The sequence below is a fragment of the Kingella bonacorsii genome (genome assembly GCF_016623605.1).
Taxonomy (GTDB): Bacteria; Pseudomonadota; Gammaproteobacteria; order Burkholderiales; family Neisseriaceae; genus Kingella_B; species Kingella_B oralis.
On sequence record NZ_JAEHNZ010000001.1, the window covers coordinates 284,939 to 299,749 of the forward strand.

At 55.7% G+C, this 14,811-nt stretch carries 15 protein-coding genes and 1 pseudogene; 7 read left to right on the forward strand and 9 right to left on the reverse strand.

The genetic code is table 11. The features are described from left to right. Nucleotides 1-220: 220 nt before the first annotated feature. The 4 genes from trmB to JDW22_RS14120 form a co-directional block, all read right to left on the reverse strand. Entirely contained in the window at nt 221-913 is a 693-nt protein-coding gene (trmB, locus tag JDW22_RS01470) for a tRNA (guanosine(46)-N7)-methyltransferase TrmB (protein ID WP_200521225.1), read from the reverse strand. Between the two features lie 150 nt (nt 914-1,063). After that, the gene (gene rfbB, locus JDW22_RS01475) at nt 1,064-2,128 is read right to left on the reverse strand and encodes a dTDP-glucose 4,6-dehydratase (protein WP_200521227.1); all 1,065 of its coding nucleotides are present in this window, start codon (nt 2,126-2,128) and stop codon (nt 1,064-1,066) included. A gap of 28 nt (nt 2,129-2,156) precedes the next feature. Continuing rightward, complete coding sequence (locus JDW22_RS01480; protein ID WP_200521229.1) at nt 2,157-3,002, reverse strand: ParB/RepB/Spo0J family partition protein; 846 nt, start codon at nt 3,000-3,002, stop codon at nt 2,157-2,159. 105 nt (nt 3,003-3,107) lie between these two features. Continuing rightward, the gene (locus JDW22_RS14120) at nt 3,108-3,482 is read right to left on the reverse strand and encodes a hypothetical protein (protein ID WP_407929578.1); all 375 of its coding nucleotides are present in this window, start codon (nt 3,480-3,482) and stop codon (nt 3,108-3,110) included. Here JDW22_RS14120 and JDW22_RS14125 point away from each other — a divergent pair. After that, complete coding sequence (locus tag JDW22_RS14125; RefSeq protein WP_407929579.1) at nt 3,469-3,648, forward strand: hypothetical protein; 180 nt, start codon at nt 3,469-3,471, stop codon at nt 3,646-3,648. The two genes, JDW22_RS14120 and JDW22_RS14125, sit on opposite strands and share 14 nt — an antisense overlap. A gap of 84 nt (nt 3,649-3,732) precedes the next feature. Here the strand turns inward: JDW22_RS14125 and JDW22_RS14130 are convergent. The 3 genes and pseudogenes from JDW22_RS14130 to JDW22_RS01495 all read right to left on the reverse strand — a co-directional run. Beyond that, a pseudogene (locus JDW22_RS14130) lies at nt 3,733-4,077 on the reverse strand (RnfABCDGE type electron transport complex subunit B); the annotation flags it as partial. A 181-nt stretch (nt 4,078-4,258) separates the two neighbouring features. Continuing rightward, on the reverse strand, nt 4,259-6,730 hold the full coding sequence (locus JDW22_RS01490) for a DNA translocase FtsK (RefSeq protein WP_200521235.1): 2,472 nt from the start codon (nt 6,728-6,730) through the stop codon (nt 4,259-4,261). Between the two features lie 336 nt (nt 6,731-7,066). Continuing rightward, nucleotides 7,067-8,548: a helicase HerA-like domain-containing protein gene (locus JDW22_RS01495; protein WP_200521243.1), complete on the reverse strand. Its 1,482-nt coding sequence runs from the start codon at nt 8,546-8,548 to the stop codon at nt 7,067-7,069. Between JDW22_RS01495 and JDW22_RS01500 the strand changes: the two genes are divergently transcribed. After that, complete coding sequence (locus tag JDW22_RS01500) at nt 8,547-8,684, forward strand: hypothetical protein (protein ID WP_200521245.1); 138 nt, start codon at nt 8,547-8,549, stop codon at nt 8,682-8,684. The genes JDW22_RS01495 and JDW22_RS01500 overlap by 2 nt on opposite strands. 211 nt (nt 8,685-8,895) lie before the next feature. Here the strand turns inward: JDW22_RS01500 and JDW22_RS01505 are convergent, their stop codons facing one another. Both JDW22_RS01505 and pmbA read right to left on the reverse strand, forming a co-directional pair. Continuing rightward, nucleotides 8,896-9,252 (reverse strand): UDP-glucose 6-dehydrogenase, encoded by a 357-nt coding sequence (locus JDW22_RS01505; RefSeq protein WP_200521247.1) that lies wholly within the window; start codon nt 9,250-9,252, stop codon nt 8,896-8,898. Nucleotides 9,253-9,254: 2 nt separating this feature from the next. Further along, nucleotides 9,255-10,583 (reverse strand): metalloprotease PmbA, encoded by a 1,329-nt coding sequence (gene pmbA, locus JDW22_RS01510; protein WP_200521249.1) that lies wholly within the window; start codon nt 10,581-10,583, stop codon nt 9,255-9,257. A 245-nt stretch (nt 10,584-10,828) separates the two neighbouring features. On the opposite strand from pmbA, the gene yjgA reads away from it, so the two are divergent. The 5 genes from yjgA to JDW22_RS01535 all read left to right on the forward strand — a co-directional run bounded on the left by yjgA (nt 10,829) and on the right by JDW22_RS01535 (nt 14,701). After that, on the forward strand, nt 10,829-11,335 hold the full coding sequence (gene yjgA, locus JDW22_RS01515; RefSeq protein ID WP_200521251.1) for a ribosome biogenesis factor YjgA: 507 nt from the start codon (nt 10,829-10,831) through the stop codon (nt 11,333-11,335). A 113-nt stretch (nt 11,336-11,448) separates the two neighbouring features. Then, nucleotides 11,449-11,982, forward strand: a complete 534-nt coding sequence (locus JDW22_RS01520; protein WP_003795688.1) for a DUF2199 domain-containing protein — start codon at nt 11,449-11,451, stop codon at nt 11,980-11,982. 130 nt (nt 11,983-12,112) lie between these two features. Further along, on the forward strand, nt 12,113-12,772 hold the full coding sequence (gene ung / locus JDW22_RS01525) for a uracil-DNA glycosylase (RefSeq protein ID WP_040558465.1): 660 nt from the start codon (nt 12,113-12,115) through the stop codon (nt 12,770-12,772). A gap of 84 nt (nt 12,773-12,856) precedes the next feature. After that, the gene (locus JDW22_RS01530) at nt 12,857-13,522 is read left to right on the forward strand and encodes a beta/alpha barrel domain-containing protein (protein ID WP_200521253.1); all 666 of its coding nucleotides are present in this window, start codon (nt 12,857-12,859) and stop codon (nt 13,520-13,522) included. Between the two features lie 138 nt (nt 13,523-13,660). After that, a complete protein-coding gene (locus JDW22_RS01535) occupies nt 13,661-14,701 on the forward strand; it encodes a hypothetical protein (protein ID WP_200521255.1) in 1,041 nt (346 codons plus the stop codon). Nucleotides 14,702-14,811 lie beyond the last annotated feature (110 nt).

The window sequence follows — 14,811 nt, forward strand, 5'->3', positions numbered from 1 at the left end:
CGTTCCAATTAAGTCTTATACAAGGCGGCGAGTCGCAGATAGTACAAGTAGTACAGCAAGACGAGCCAACGCTGTATAAGGCTTAATTGGAGCGACTATATTTGCGCGGCGATCGGTTGCTGCGTTATTTGCTGCGGGGTAGGGCGCGGAATAGGGGTAATCTATACAAAGGCAGCCTGAAAAGGGAAAAATCCTTTTTCAGGCTGCCTTGTTGTTTGCCTTATCGTTTGCGGAACACCAAATCCCACACGCCGTGTCCCAAGCGTTTGCCGCGTGCTTCAAATTTGGTTTCGGGGCGGTAATCGGGCGTGGGGGCGAAATCGGCGGCGGTGTTGGCAAGCTGCTCGGGGAAACTTTGCAGCACCGCCAGCATTTGCTCGGCATATTCTTGCCAATCGGTTGCCAGATGGATATAGCCGCCGCTTTTGAGCTTGGGCAGCAGTTTGGCGACAAAGGGGGCTTGAATCAGGCGGCGTTTGTTGTGGCGTTTTTTGTGCCACGGGTCGGGGAAGAAGATATGGATGCCGTCTAGGCTGTTGTCGGGCAACATTTTTTCTACGACTTCTACGGCATCGTGGCGCATGACGCGGATGTTGGTGATGCTTTGCTCGGCGATGAGTTTGCATAGGTTGCCTACGCCTGGGCCGTGCACATCAATGGCGAGAAAGTCGGTTTCAGGCAGCCTTTGGGCGATTTCGGCGGTGGCAACGCCCATGCCAAAGCCGATTTCTAGGACTTTGGGGTTGGGGCGGTTGAAGGTGGTGGTTAGGTTGAGTGGGGCTGCTTGAAAGTTGATGCCGATGGTTGCCCAGTTGTCGTCTATGGCTTTTTGTTGGGCGGGGGTCATGTGTCCTTGGCGTAGGACGTAGGATTTGATGCTGCGGTGGGGGGGATTGTGTGGAGTGTCGGTCATATTGGGCTCTTGTGGGAATGGCGTTAAGGGGCGGCAAAACTGGTTTTCAGGCTGCCGCAGGGGGGGTTATGGTGCGCTGCACGTTTTCAGGCTGCCTATGGGTTCAACAGCATAGGCAGCCTGAAAACGGGTAAACAGCCGATAGCGGCGTTATTCGGCTTTGCCAAGGCGTTCTAGCTTGTAGCTACCATCTAGCACGCGCTGCCACCAGTCTTTATTGTCTAAATACCATTGCACGGTTTTGCGGATGCCGCTTTCAAAGGTTTCTTGCGGTGTCCAGCCGAGCTCGCGCTGGATTTTGCTGGCATCAATGGCGTAGCGCACGTCGTGCCCTGCGCGGTCGGTAACGTGGGTGATTAGGTCGGCATAATGAGCGATGCCTTGGGGTTTGTTGGGGGCGAGTTCTTCCAAAAGTTCGCAAATGATGCGCACCACTTGGATGTTTTGTTTTTCGTTGAAGCCGCCGATGTTGTAGGTTTCGCCGATTTTGCCTTGCGTTACCACCAAATACAGCGCGCGGGCGTGGTCTTCTACATACAGCCAGTCGCGGATTTGCTTGCCATCGCCATACACGGGCAAGGGTTTGCCGTCTAGGGCGTTGAGTATCATGTGGGGGATGAGTTTTTCGGGGAAGTGGTAGCAGCCGTAGTTGTTGGAGCAGTTGGTTACGATGGTGGGCAGCCCGTAAGTGCGCCGCCATGCGCGGACAAGGTGGTCGCTGCTGGCTTTGCTGGCGGAATAGGGGCTGGATGGCGCGTAGGGCGTGGTTTCGGTGAACAGGTCGTCTGTGCCGTGTAGGTCGCCATACACTTCATCGGTAGAGATGTGGTGAAAGCGGAATTGGGCTTTGCGCTCGCTGGGCAGGGTTTGGTAGTAGGCGCGGGCGGCTTCTAGCAATGTGAACGTGCCCACGATATTGGTTTGGATAAATTCGCCTGCGCTGTCTATGCTGCGGTCCACATGGCTTTCGGCGGCAAGGTGCATCACCGCATCGGGCTGATGCTCGGCGAAGATTTTATCCAGCTCGGCGCGGTCGCAAATATCGGCTTGCACGAAGGCATAGCGCTCGCTGTCGGCAACGCTGGCGATGCTGTCTAGATTGCCTGCATAGGTGAGCTTGTCTAGGTTGATCACGCTGTCTTGGGTGTGGTTGATGATGTGGCGCACTACGGCTGAGCCGATAAAGCCTGCGCCGCCTGTTACGAGAATTTTCATGTTTGCTCCTTAGGGTTAGATGAAGGGGTTATAGTTGTTCCAATAGTTGTTCAAATTGCTCGGGGCTGTTGAATTTTAGGATGATTTGCCCTGATTTTTGATTGCGGGTTTTGATTTCTACCAACACGCCGAGTTTTTCGGTGAGCTGCTCGGCGATGTGTTGGATGTCGGGGTGGGGCTGGGCGGGGGCGGGTTTGTCTTTTAGGATTTCTTGGCTGCGGCGTTCCATTTCGCGCACCGACCATGCGTTTTTTACGGCTTTGTGCGCCAGTTCTAGCTGCTGCTGCACGGGCAGGTTGATGAGGGCGCGGGCGTGTCCCATTTCTAGGTGGTGTTGCGCCATCATGTCTTGGATGGGCTCGGGCAGTTTGAGCAGGCGCAGGCTGTTGGTGATGGTGCTGCGGCTGCGCCCGATGGCTTGGGCGATGGCTTCGTGGGTGAGCTCAAATTCGTTAATCAGGCGGCGCAAACCTTGGGCTTCTTCTATGGGGTTGAGGTTTTCGCGCTGGATGTTTTCAATTAAGCCCATCGCCATCGCGGTTTTGTCGTTGATGTGTTTGATGACGACGGGCACTTCGGTTAAGCCTGCGAGTTGGGCGGCGCGTAGGCGGCGTTCGCCTGCGATGAGTTCGTAGTTGTCCAGCCCGTATTCGCGCACGGTGATGGGCTGGATGATGCCTTGGGCTTTGATGCTGTCGGCGAGTTCTTGCAAGCTGTCGTCGTCAAACTGGGTGCGGGCTTGGTAGCGGCTGGGGCGGATTTGGGCAATGGGGATGTGGGTGAGCCGGTTGTCTTGCTCGGCGGGCGGGAGGTTGCCGGATAGGGCGATGAGGGAGTCTAGGCCTCTGCCGAGACCACTTTTGGGTTTGGACATGAGATGATTCCTTGCTGGGGATGTGGGTTTGGGTTTCAGGCTGCATCGGGCGGGTGCGGCAGCCTGAAAATGGTTGGGCGGGCGCAATGGCTTGCAAATCTGTTTTCAGGCTGCCTGTTGGTTTGCGGCTTCGCGCGCTTCTTGTTCCGCTTTGTGTTGCCGCAGCCATTCGATGGCGGCGGCTTTTTCGGCGGGCGTGCCGTATTGGGCATCGCGTTGGTAGCGGCGGTAAGTGGCGCGTTGTTGGGCTTCGCGGATTTGGTTTTGGCGGAAGTCGCTGTGGTTGCTGGGCACGATGCGCTCGTTGCTTTGTTTTTGCGCGCGCTGCATGGCTTGGGCGATTAAATCGGCGGGGCTGAGGCTGGGGATTTTGGGGGTGCGATGGGGCGGGTTCGTTTGGGTTTTGTCGTAATTCGTTGCGCTCGTTTTGGTTTTTTGGAAACTCGTTGCGTTCGTTTGGTTCGTTTTGGCTTTGTGCAAATGCGTTGCGCCCGTTTTCAGGCTGCCTTGGGTGGGCGGCGAGTTTGGCTTGGTAGGCGGCGGCTTTTTGTTTGCGCTCGGCTTCTATGCGTTGTTTGCGTGCGATTTGGTTTTCGTAGCGCGCTTGGGCGTGTTGGGCAGCCTGAAAACGCTCGGCGGCGTGTGAATCTTTGCTTAACACGCGCGCTTGCGGGAGCGGGGCAGCGGCGGTGGGGCGCATATAAATGCAGTCCACGGGGCAGGGGGCAACGCATAAGCCGCAGCCTGTGCATTCGTCGGCTAACACGGTGTGCATTTGTTTGCTCGCGCCCATAATGGCATCCACGGGGCAGGCGCGGATGCAGGCGGTGCAGCCGATGCAGACGGCTTCGTCTATCCATGCGAGTGCGGGCGTTTGCGTTTTGGCGGGGGCGATTTCAGGCTGCCGTAAAAGCTGGGCAAGGTCGCGGATAACGATAGCACCGCCGGGGGCGCAAAGGTTGATGGGGGCTTGGCTGTCGGCAAGGGCTTGGGCATAGGGTAGGCAGCCTGAAAAACCGCATTCACGGCATTGGGTTTGCGGGAGCAGGGCGTTGATTTGGGCGGCGGTGGGCATTGTTGTTATGGTTGTTTGGGTTGGGTTGTGTGGATTTTGGTTTTGCGGCAGCGCGGAAACTTGTTTTCAAGCTGCCTTTGATGGGGCAGCAAGAGCAGCCTGAAACGTTGCGGGTGCGTATTGGCTGGGTTAAACGTTTTTCAGGCTGCCTTATGGCGCAGCGACAAAGGCAGCCTGAAATCTACCCCTCGCTGCGCGACAAAATGCTGCGCTTGCCGTCCACGCTCGCGGGCGAAACGATGCCTTCGTCTTCAAGGGCTTGCATCAGGTTGGCGGCGCGGTTGTAGCCGATGCGCAGTTGGCGTTGCAGCGAGGAAATGGACGTTTTGCGCGTGCTCACCACAAACTGCACGGCTTGGTCAAACAAATCGTCGCCGTGGTTGCTGCTGGCTTCGGGGTGGATAAATTGGTTGGTGGCTTCGGTGGCTTCGCCCGTTAAGATGCCGTCCACATAATTGGGCTCGGCTTGCTGCTTGATGAAATCCACCACGCGATGCACTTCATCATCGCTCACAAACGCGCCTTGCAAACGAGTCGGCTCGGCGTTGCCAGGTTGCAAGAACAGTAAGTCGCCGTATTTGAGCAAATCTTCCGCGCCCATTTGGTCTAGGATGGTGCGGCTGTCAATGCGGCTTTGCACGGTGAAGGCCATGCGGGTGGGCACGTTGGCTTTGATTAAGCCTGTAATCACATCCACGCTGGGGCGCTGGGTGGCGATAATCATGTGGATGCCAGCGGCGCGGGCTTTTTGCGCCAAGCGGGCGATTTGCGTTTCCACCGCTTTTTTCTCGGTCATCATCAAATCGGCCAGCTCATCAATCACCACCACAATCTGCGGCAGTTTTTCCAGTGGTTCGGGTTCATCGGGGTTCAGGCTAAATGGGTTAAACAGCGGTTTTTCCGCCGCTTGGGCAGCCTGAATTTTCTCGTTGTAGCTCGCCAAATTGCGCACGCCCGCATAAGCGAGCAGGCGATAGCGTTTTTCCATTTCGGCAACGCACCAATTGAGCGCATTGCCCGCTTCGCGCATATCGGTTACCACGGGGCAGAGCAAATGCGGGATGCCGTCATAAATGCTTAATTCCAGCATTTTCGGGTCAATCATAATAAAGCGCACTTCATCGGGCGTGGCTTTAAACAGCATGGACATAATCATCGCGTTCACGCCCACCGATTTGCCCGAGCCCGTCATACCGCCCACCAGCAAATGCGGCATTTTCGCTAAATCGCCCACCACCACATCGCCAGCAATATCCTTGCCCAGCGCCACGGATAATTTGGATTTGGCATCGGCAAACACATCGGCGGTGAAAATCTCGTGCAACAGCACTTCTTGGCGATGCTCGTTGGGCAGCTCAATGCCCATCGTGTTTTTGCCCGCAATGGTTTCCACCACGCGCACCGATTGCACCGCCAGCGAGCGCGCCAAATCTTTGGCTAGGTTCACAATTTGGCTGCCTTTCACGCCCTTGGCGGGGATGATTTCATAGCGCGTGATGACTGGGCCTGCGGTGGCGTAAACCACGTCCACATCAATGCCAAACTCGGAGAGCTTGGCTTCAATGCGCTTGCCCGTTTGGCGCAGCTGCTCTTCGCTGGCTAGGATAACATTTTGGTTTTCGGGGATTTTCAGGCTGCCTAATTCGGGCAGGCGGTAGATGCCGTTTTCAGGCTGCCTGAGGGCAGGCTCGGCAGGCGCGCGGCGGTTGGACTGCTGCGCGGGGTTGGCGATGGTTACCGCCATTTTTTTGCGATTGCTGGTGCTGCTTACCTTTTCTGCCACAGGCGCGGCGATGATGTTTTCCACTTCTGCCAATACGCGCGGCTGCAATTTGGTTTCGGCGATGATTTCAGGCTGCATCAAGCGGTCTTTTTGGCTGAACACAGCGCGGAAAAAGCGTTCCAACTGCACGCCCAGCTTTTCCATAAAATCCAGCCACGAAATCTGCACGATAAACGACAGCGACAGCAGTATCAAAATCACCAACACAAACGTGCCGCCCACCCTGCCGAGCATGTGGTTCATGCCCGCTGCGGTAAGCGAGCCCACCAAGCCGCCAGCGCCAAAGGGCAGCGAGGCATCCAAATGCGCGTTAAAGGCAAACGCTTCCAGCACGGGGCTGGCAATCATCATCATGCCTAAGCCGATGCCCGCGTTGATTTTTTTGTAGGGCGGCATGCCTGCGTCCACCAGCGGGCGGAACGTGCGATACAGCGCCACGCCCGCGGCGATGATGCACCACCAAGCCGAAAAGCCGAACAAATAGTAAGCGATGTCTGCCAGATATGCGCCCAGCAAACCCGCCAGGTTTTTCACCATGCCCAAATGCGGCACGCTGCGCGACCAAGAGGGGTCGCGCATGGTAAACGTGAGCAAGGCGATGGCGGAATAACAAGTTGCCACCAAGCCAAACAGCCACAGCGTGTCGCTGGTTAAATTGCGGTCGCGCTCGGCGCTGCTGCCGCCGTGTTGCACGGACAGCACGGTTTTGGGCTGCTTGCGCGGTGCATCGGCGGCTTTGCTTTTCGTCTTGGGGTTCAGCGGCTTGGCGGTGGTTTTTTTCGGCTGCGGGGCGCGGCTGCTGGTGGATTTCTTCGCCGATTTTTTGGGTTGCGGGGCGGATTTTTGGGATTTGAAAATTTTGGCAATCATGGGTGGGGCAGGGGTGTGAGTTTGGGCGGCGCGAAACGAATAGCGTGGAGAACGGCGTTTCAGGCTGCCTAATAATAGTGCGTTGGCGATTTGCCAACATTTAGGTTTGATGGTGCGGATGGATAAGCCCGAAGCCTTTGCAAAACGCCAACGGCAGCCTGAAATCTAAATATGGAGCGACGACGGCTCGTCGCCAAATGGTTTAGCTAGGACTTTATTGGTTGGCAACATCGGCGAGCCGCCCACCTTCCATTGATGGCAAGTTTCGGTTTATAAACGATTAAGGCAGCCTGAAAACGGTTCTTTCAGGCTGCCTGAAACGGGGGCGATTATACCTTATTTCAACATATTTTTAATCACGCCCATGATGCTGCGGCTGATGGCTTTGGTTACTTGTTTGTTGATTTGGCTGCCCACGCTGTCTGCCAAGTCGTAGCCCAAGCCTTTGCCCGCTTTTTTGCGACTGCCAAACAGCCCGCCCAAGAAGCCGCCGAGCAAGCCGTCTTCTGATTTTTTCGCGCTCTCGGCTGCCTGCGCCTGTTCACCCGCAAGCTGTTGCAGGGCTTCGTAGGCGGAGAAGTTGTCCACCAAGTCTTTGTACACGGGATACAGGCTGTCGGCTTGGAATACGGCGTTGCGTTCGGCTTCGGGCAGCGGTGCAAGCTGCGATTGCGGCGGCATGACAAACGCGCGTTGCACGATTTCAGGCTGCCCTTTTTCGTCCAAGCAAGACACCAGCGCTTCGCCCACGCCCAGCTCGGTGATGGCGGTGGCCACGTTAAGCTGCGGATTGCTGCGGAAGGTGTCGGCGGCGGATTTCACCGCTTTTTGGTCGCGCGGGGTAAAGGCGCGCAAGGCGTGCTGCACGCGGTTGCCCAGCTGCCCGAGCACGGTATCGGGCAAATCCAGCGGATTTTGCGTAACAAAATACACGCCCACGCCTTTGGAGCGTATCAGCCGCACGCATTGCTCCACTTGCTCAATCAACACTTTGCTGGCGTTATCAAAAATCAGATGCGCTTCGTCAAAAAACAGCACAAATTTGGGCTTTTCGGGGTCGCCCACTTCGGGCAGGGTTTCAAACAATTCGGCAAGAAACCACAGCATAAACGCGCTGTATAAACGCGGCGAGCGCATCAATTTTTCGGCGTTGAGGATGTTGATGATGCCTTGCCCGTTTTCGGTTTGCAGCCAGTTTTGCAGGTTGAGCTCGGGTTCGCCGAAAAATTGGTCTGCGCCTTCGCTTTCCAGTTGCAAAAGCTGGCGTTGGATGGCACCGATGCTGGCGGCGGAAACGTTGCCATAGCTGTTGCGAAATTCGGCGGCGTGTTCGGAAACGTATTGCAGCACGCCGCGCAGGTCTTTAAGGTCAATCAGATGCCAGCCTTTGTCGTCTGCCACTTTAAACACAAGGTTTAACACGCCTTCTTGCGTGTCGTTTAGGGTCATCAGCCGCGCCAGCAGCATCGCGCCCATCGCAGAAATGCTCACGCGCACGGGGATGCCTGTTTCGCCGTAAACATCCCAAAAGCGCACGGGGAAGCCTTGCAGATAATCGGCAGGCAGCTGGTATTGGGCGATGCGCTCGGCAACCTTGCCTTCGTTTTTGCCTGCGCGGCAGATGCCTGAAAGGTCGCCTTTCACATCCGCCATAAACACGGGTACGCCGTCTTGGCTGAACGCTTCGGCGAGTTTGCGCAGGGTTACGGTTTTGCCCGTGCCTGTTGCGCCGGCGATTAAGCCGTGGCGGTTGGCGAGTTGGGAATGCAGGTGGATGGGTTGGTTGTCGCGGCTGTGGGCGATTAGGTAGTCGGTCATGATGGGTTTCCTTGTGGTGGGATGGGGCAGCCTGAAAAAGAGTTTGGCGTATGGCGGGGGTTTTCAGGCTGCCTATATGGTAGGTGGGATGGCGGGCGTGTATCAATACGCAATACGCGCAGGCGTTTCGGGCTGAAATCTTTGCCAAATCTGCAAACAATGGAGCGTCGGCGGCTCGCCGACAGATTGCACCAGTTGGCGACGAGCCGTCGCCGCTTCATTTTAGTTTTAGCTCCGCAACTCCGCTTCGCTCCGCAGGCTGCCTAATTGTTTGCCATTCATGCTATACACCAATAGGCAGCCTGAAAATGCTGTTTTTCCATTTTCAGGCTGCCTATGATGGGTCGTTAATGCAGAGCAACGCTGCTGGCGTTAAGGTTCATAAAATGGGACGACTGGATGCGCAGGCACGGGTCAAGCCGATAGCGCACCGAGTTAAAGCCCAATTCCCGCGCTTCCACCACGCCGTTGCGGTCGATGTCGTAGATGGCGAATTCTTCGGGGTCGTTGAGCTTGAACGAGGCAATCAGGTTTTCTCCCGTGCCGGCGGCAAGCCATTCGGTCAGGTTCAGCGCGCGGTCGCTGTCTTGGTCGTTGAGCATGATGAAGGCGGCGACGGGCTGCATGCGCGAGCAGGCATCGGCGGCAAGCGGCGCGAAGGCGGCGGTGAGGATGATGAAAAAGATGTGTGGTTGGCGTGTCATGGTTATGCTCCTGCAACCGTCATGTTGCTGATGAGAATCGAGCCGATTTTGCTGCTAGCGTTGCGGCGGAAATCGCTGCCTGTGGCGACGATGTTGCGCAACATTTCTTTCAGGCTGCCTGCGATGGTGATGCCGGAAACGGGGTGGCGGATGATGCCATTTTCTACCCAAAATCCCGCTGCGCCGCGCGAATAATCGCCCGTGAGCATGTTCACGCCTTGTCCCATCAGTTCGGTGATGAGCAAGCCTGTGCCCATTTGTTTGAGCAGGGCGGTTTGGCTGTTTTCGGTGGCGGTTAGATAAAGATTGTGTGCGCCGCCTGCGTTGCCTGTGCTGGTTTGCTTGAGCTTGCGCGCGCTGTAACTATCCAAAAAATAGCCGCGCACGATGCCGTTTTCAATCACAAAGCGCGGCTGAGTGGCAACGCCTTCACTGTCAAAATAAGTGCTGCCAAGCGCGCGGGGAATATGCGGCTCTTCGCGCAAGCTGATGAAATCGGGGAGAATTTGCGTGCCGATGCTGTCTTGCAAAAAGCTGCTTTGGCGATAGAGTGCGCCGCCGTTCAAGCCGCCCACAATATGCCCAATCAGGCTGCCTGCTACGGCAGCATCAAACAAAATGGGATAGTTGCCCGTGGCAACGGTTTGCGGAGAAAGGCGGCGCGTGGCGCGTTCGGCGGCGGTGCGCCCGATATGGGCGGGAGTGTCTAAATCGTGGTGATCGCTGGCAAGGTCATACCAAAAATCGCGTTCCATGCCGTTTTCATCGCTGGCAACCACGCTGCATGATAGGCTGTGGCGCGTGCCGCGCTGGTGTTGGCAAAAGCCGTGCGAATTGGCATAGACGAATTGAAAGAGTGATGTGTTGATGCTTGCGCCTTCGGAATTGCTGATGCGGCTGTCGGCAGATAGCGCGGCTTCTTCGCATTCTTTGGCGATGGCGATGGCGTTTTCGCTGGATAAATCCCATTCGTGGTAGCGGTCTAAATCGGCGATGTGCGTTGCCATTAGGCTGGCATCGGCAATACCTGCAAAGGGGTCGGCGGCGGTGTAGCGGGCGATGTCGCAGGCAGCCTGAACGGTGCTGGCAAGGGCTTGGGGCGATAAATCGGCGGTGCTGGCGCGGCCTTTGCTGTGTCCCACAAACACGGTGATGTCCAGCGATTGGTCTTGCTGATATTCAATTTGTTCAATTTCGCGCCAGCGCACTTGCACGTTTTGCCCCAGCGATTCGCTTAAATCTACTTCGGCGGCGGTTGCGCCTTTTTGTTTGGCAAGCTCTAGCGCGGCTTGGGCGGCTTGTTTGAGTTCATCAGCGGTGTGTTGGAACATTGAATACTCTTGAATGGGTTTGAGCGAACAAAAAACGGCTGGATTTTAGCCGTTTTCGGGCGGCTTGGGCGTTAAAAAATATTAAAGAAGCTAAATTTTTGGCTATTAAGGCGATTTTTTGCGACGGAAACGCTGGATTATTGCGCGGATGGAGGTAGGGAGGGCGGCGTTATAGCAAGACTTTTTCAGGCTGCCTCAACGTTTTTTTGCTATGATTGCGCCCTTTGTAAACAAGACAAACGGCTATGGAAAATCAACACGAAGAAGAATGGGTAAGCAAAACCCAAATGAAAAAACAGATGGACGCGCTGCAAGATTTGGGCATGGAATTAACCGAGTTATCCAGCGAAACGATAAAAAAGCTCGCGCTGCCCGAGGATTTGCTGGATGCCATCCGCGAGTATAAAAAGATTACTTCCAACAGCGCGTTGAAACGCCAGCGCCAATACATCGGGCGGCTGATGCGCGATATTGACTCCGCGCCGATACGCGATTTTTTGGCGAAGCTCAAAGGCGACAACCAAGCGCATAACGCCTTTTTGCAGCGGGTGGAGCAGGCGCGGACGCGTTTGCTGGCAAGCGATGATGCGCTGACGGCGTTTGTGTCGGATTTCCCGCACGCGGATGTGGGCACGCTGCGTACGCTGATTCGCAATGCACGCAAGGAAGCGGAGTTGAACAAGCCGCCCAAGGCGTTTCGCGCGTTGTATCAGGAGTTGAAGGTGGTGATGGAAGGGCATGAAGCGGAGTAGTTTGCTGGCGTGGTTGGAGCGGGCTTTCAGGCTGCCTTATGGTTTTCAGGCTGCCTATTATTATCAAAAGGCAGCCTGAAAATGGATAACGGCATCATCACAAGGACAACACCATGACAGACCATTCAACAACCTACACTTGCACCGTTTGCCACGAAACACACGAAGATTTACCCGCGCTGGGCTTTATTGTGCCCGACCCGTATGCCGAGCTTTCCGCCGCGGAGCGCGCCCAGTTCCAAGCCGAGTGCGATGATAATTTTTGCATCATCCGCTATCCCGAGCAAACCGACTACTTTATCCGCGTGGTGCTGGACATTCCGATTATTGACCACGAAGAAACGCTGGAATACGGCGTGTGGGTATCGGTGAGCGAAGCCAGTTTCAACGACTACCGCGCCCATTTTGATGACGACCACGAAGCCACTTATTTCGGCATGATTTGCAACCACATCGCGGGCTACGAGCCGAGCACGATGTTTTTGCATTGCAATGTGAACACGCAGCCCGATGGTCGCCGCCCGTTTATCGCGCCGCATCAAGCCGAGCATCCGCTGGTGCGCGATTACACGCACGGCATCCGTTATGCAGAAGCGCGAGCCAGAGTGGATGCCGCGCTGCATCGCTTTCAGGCGGCATCATGCTGATGCGGATAAGCAAGGCAGCCTGAAAAGCATTTTTCAAACCATCCCAACGCGCCCAGTTTTCAGGCTGCCTAATGCCGCATCATAGGCAGCCTGAAACGCCGTCATCCCAAAGGACAACCCCATGCAGTCTATGCAGACTTGGCACGATGCCCTTGCCGCAGAAAAAGCCCAGCCCTATTTTCAACACATTCTCGCCACCGTTCGCGCCGAACGCCAAAGCGGACAAACCGTCTATCCGCCTGCTGCCGATGTGTTCAACGCCTTTAAGCTTACCGAGTTTGCCCAAACCAAAGTCGTTATCCTTGGGCAAGACCCGTATCATGGCGAGCATCAAGCGCATGGGCTGGCGTTTTCGGTGCAACACGGCATCAGCGTGCCGCCATCGCTGGTGAACATTTATAAAGAATTGGCAGACGACATCGCGGGCTTTCAAATCCCCGTTTCAGGCTGCCTTAACCATTGGGCGGAGCAGGGCGTATTGCTGCTCAACACCGTGCTCACCGTGCGCGCCCACCAAGCGCATTCGCACGCCAACCTTGGCTGGGAAACGTTTACCGACCGCGTCATCGCCCAGCTTAACGCGCACCGCCAAAACATCGTGTTCATGCTATGGGGCAGCCACGCGCAGAAAAAAGGCGCGATGATAGACCGCCACCGCCACCTGGTGCTCACCGCGCCACACCCATCGCCGCTGTCTGCCTATCGCGGCTTTTTTGGCTGCAAGCATTTTTCCCAAGCCAACGCCTATTTGGCGCAACACGGCATTGCGCCGATTAATTGGCAAATTTAGTTTTCAGGCTGCCTATTGCTAACAAAATAAAACCGACCAAGGCAGCCTGAAACCGCCCCCGCCCACCCATCAAGGAACAACACCATGCCCACGCCCCACCTAATCGTTATGCTCACCCACAACGACCACACCGTTGCCAACGCCCGCGAAATCTACCTGCAAAACCGCCACAGCCAAGCCCAATTTTGGGGCTTCAAAGAAGAACCGCTGTCGCGCCAAGAAATGAAAGACTTATTCGCCCTGATGAAAGCAGACGGCAAAACCACGTTTTTAGAAGTGGTGGAATACACCGAAGACGCAGGCTTGGCAGGCGCAGAAGTCGCGCTAGAATGCGGCTGCGATATTTTGATGGGCACAAAATTCTACCCATCCATCAACCAATTTTGCCAAGCCAACCGCTTGAAATATATGCCCTTTGTGGGCGAGCTTGCCGAACGCCCCACCATATTGCGCGGCAACATCGCCGACATCATTGCCGAAGCGCAAAGCTACGCCGCCCAAGGCGTGCACGGCATAGATTTGCTCGGCTACCGCTACACAGGCGACGCGGCTCAACTCAACGCCGAGCTGGTGAAAAACGTGTCCATCCCCGTGTGCATCGCAGGCAGCGTCAACAGCTATCAACGCCTAGACGAACTCAAAGCCGCGCAACCGTGGGCGTTCACCATCGGCAGCGCGTTTTTTGATAACCAATTTTCAGGCAGCATCGCCGAGCAGATTGATAAGGTGTGCGAATACATGAAAGCGTAAACGTTTTAGCTTCGCTACGCAGCTTGGCTTTGGGGCATCATAAAGGCAGCCTGAAAGCGGGTTCATGCGCTTGCACCAAGCTAAAACCCTTGCCGTTTTCAGGCTGCCTCCCCCGTCTAACCGCCCAAGGAGACCACAATGAGCAATCCCCACCTCGCCCAAATCCACACCCTGCGCCAAAACGCCCGCCAATTTTGGGCAGCATGGCAGCAAGCAGAAGCCCGACTAGCGCAGTTGGATAATATTGATTTTGTGGAACAGGCAAACGAACTGCTGCACCAATTTTGCCCCGAGTGCATTGTGGAGCTGGAAGGCGTTGCGCCCGCTTCTGGCGAGCTGCCCAGCTTGGTGTTTTCCGCCAACGGCATCCGCGAGCATTTTCCGCAAGTGCAAGCCTTGGCAGAATTGGCGCAAACCCAGCGTTACCGTGTTACCGCGTTTCGCTCGCCACAGGGCGGCAGCGATGTGTTTAATTTTGGTATTGAAATAGACGGCTTTCGTTTGAGCGTGAGCGACATCGCCGTTGCCTTGGACGAATGGGGTATGCTGCCCGCGCTGGAAATCGCGTTCACCCGCCCCATCTCCGCTGATATGCGCGACCGCGCCCAAAATATAGCAATCATCATGCTAGACCACATCATAGGCGAATGGGCAGCCAGCGTTAAAATCAGCATGGTGGATTTTGTAAACGAAATCGCGCCCGAACGCGCCCTCTCGTTCACCGAGCTGCCCGAAAAACTCAACCAAATGTGGCAAAAACTGGGCTACACAGGCGTTTACCCCGAGCCAGAATGGCAGTTTGGCACATACCAAATTGAAGAAAATGAAGAAAAAGAACAAGATGCCTTGGTGCTGATGCGCAACGAATCCGCCGCCAGCCTGCTCGGACGCGCCGATATGGGCTGGGTGGTGTATGTAGAAGCGCAGTTGGGCAGCAAAGCCGATTTGGATGCCGCTTACGCGCTGCAAGACAGCGTAGAAGCCGAAGCCAGCTTGAACCAGCAAGGCATTTTCGCGTTAAGCATTATGAATATGACGGATGGCACACGCTGTATGTGTTACAGCACCAGCAATCCTGCTGGATTGGTAGAAAAAGCGTTTGCGCTGTGCGAACAATGCCCCTTGCCGACTACCATAAGCTGCCAATATGACCCGAACTGGTCTTATTACCGCTTCTGATTTTGTACACAAAAGGCAGCCTGAAAACGCCCAATGCCATGCTTACAAGCCTGTTTGTTACCCGTTTCAGGCTGTCTATAACGTGCGCCACAACACAAAAACTAAGCTGA

Excerpts from the sequence above, each read along its gene's own strand:
- JDW22_RS01535 (WP_200521255.1), top strand. The coding sequence starts at position 13,661 with ATGAGCAATCCCCACCTCGCCCAAATCCACACCCTGCGCCAAAACGCC.
- JDW22_RS01480 (WP_200521229.1), bottom strand. The coding sequence starts at position 3,002 with ATGTCCAAACCCAAAAGTGGTCTCGGCAGAGGCCTAGACTCCCTCATC.
- JDW22_RS01495 (WP_200521243.1), bottom strand. The coding sequence starts at position 8,548 with ATGACCGACTACCTAATCGCCCACAGCCGCGACAACCAACCCATCCAC.
- ung (WP_040558465.1), top strand. The coding sequence starts at position 12,113 with ATGCAGACTTGGCACGATGCCCTTGCCGCAGAAAAAGCCCAGCCCTAT.
- JDW22_RS01505 (WP_200521247.1), bottom strand. The coding sequence starts at position 9,252 with ATGACACGCCAACCACACATCTTTTTCATCATCCTCACCGCCGCCTTC.
- JDW22_RS01490 (WP_200521235.1), bottom strand. The coding sequence starts at position 6,730 with ATGATTGCCAAAATTTTCAAATCCCAAAAATCCGCCCCGCAACCCAAA.
- yjgA (WP_200521251.1), top strand. The coding sequence starts at position 10,829 with ATGGAAAATCAACACGAAGAAGAATGGGTAAGCAAAACCCAAATGAAA.
- pmbA (WP_200521249.1), bottom strand. The coding sequence starts at position 10,583 with ATGTTCCAACACACCGCTGATGAACTCAAACAAGCCGCCCAAGCCGCG.
- JDW22_RS01530 (WP_200521253.1), top strand. The coding sequence starts at position 12,857 with ATGCCCACGCCCCACCTAATCGTTATGCTCACCCACAACGACCACACC.
- rfbB (WP_200521227.1), bottom strand. The coding sequence starts at position 2,128 with ATGAAAATTCTCGTAACAGGCGGCGCAGGCTTTATCGGCTCAGCCGTA.
- JDW22_RS01500 (WP_200521245.1), top strand. The coding sequence starts at position 8,547 with ATGATGGGTTTCCTTGTGGTGGGATGGGGCAGCCTGAAAAAGAGTTTG.
- trmB (WP_200521225.1), bottom strand. The coding sequence starts at position 913 with ATGACCGACACTCCACACAATCCCCCCCACCGCAGCATCAAATCCTAC.
- JDW22_RS01520 (WP_003795688.1), top strand. The coding sequence starts at position 11,449 with ATGACAGACCATTCAACAACCTACACTTGCACCGTTTGCCACGAAACA.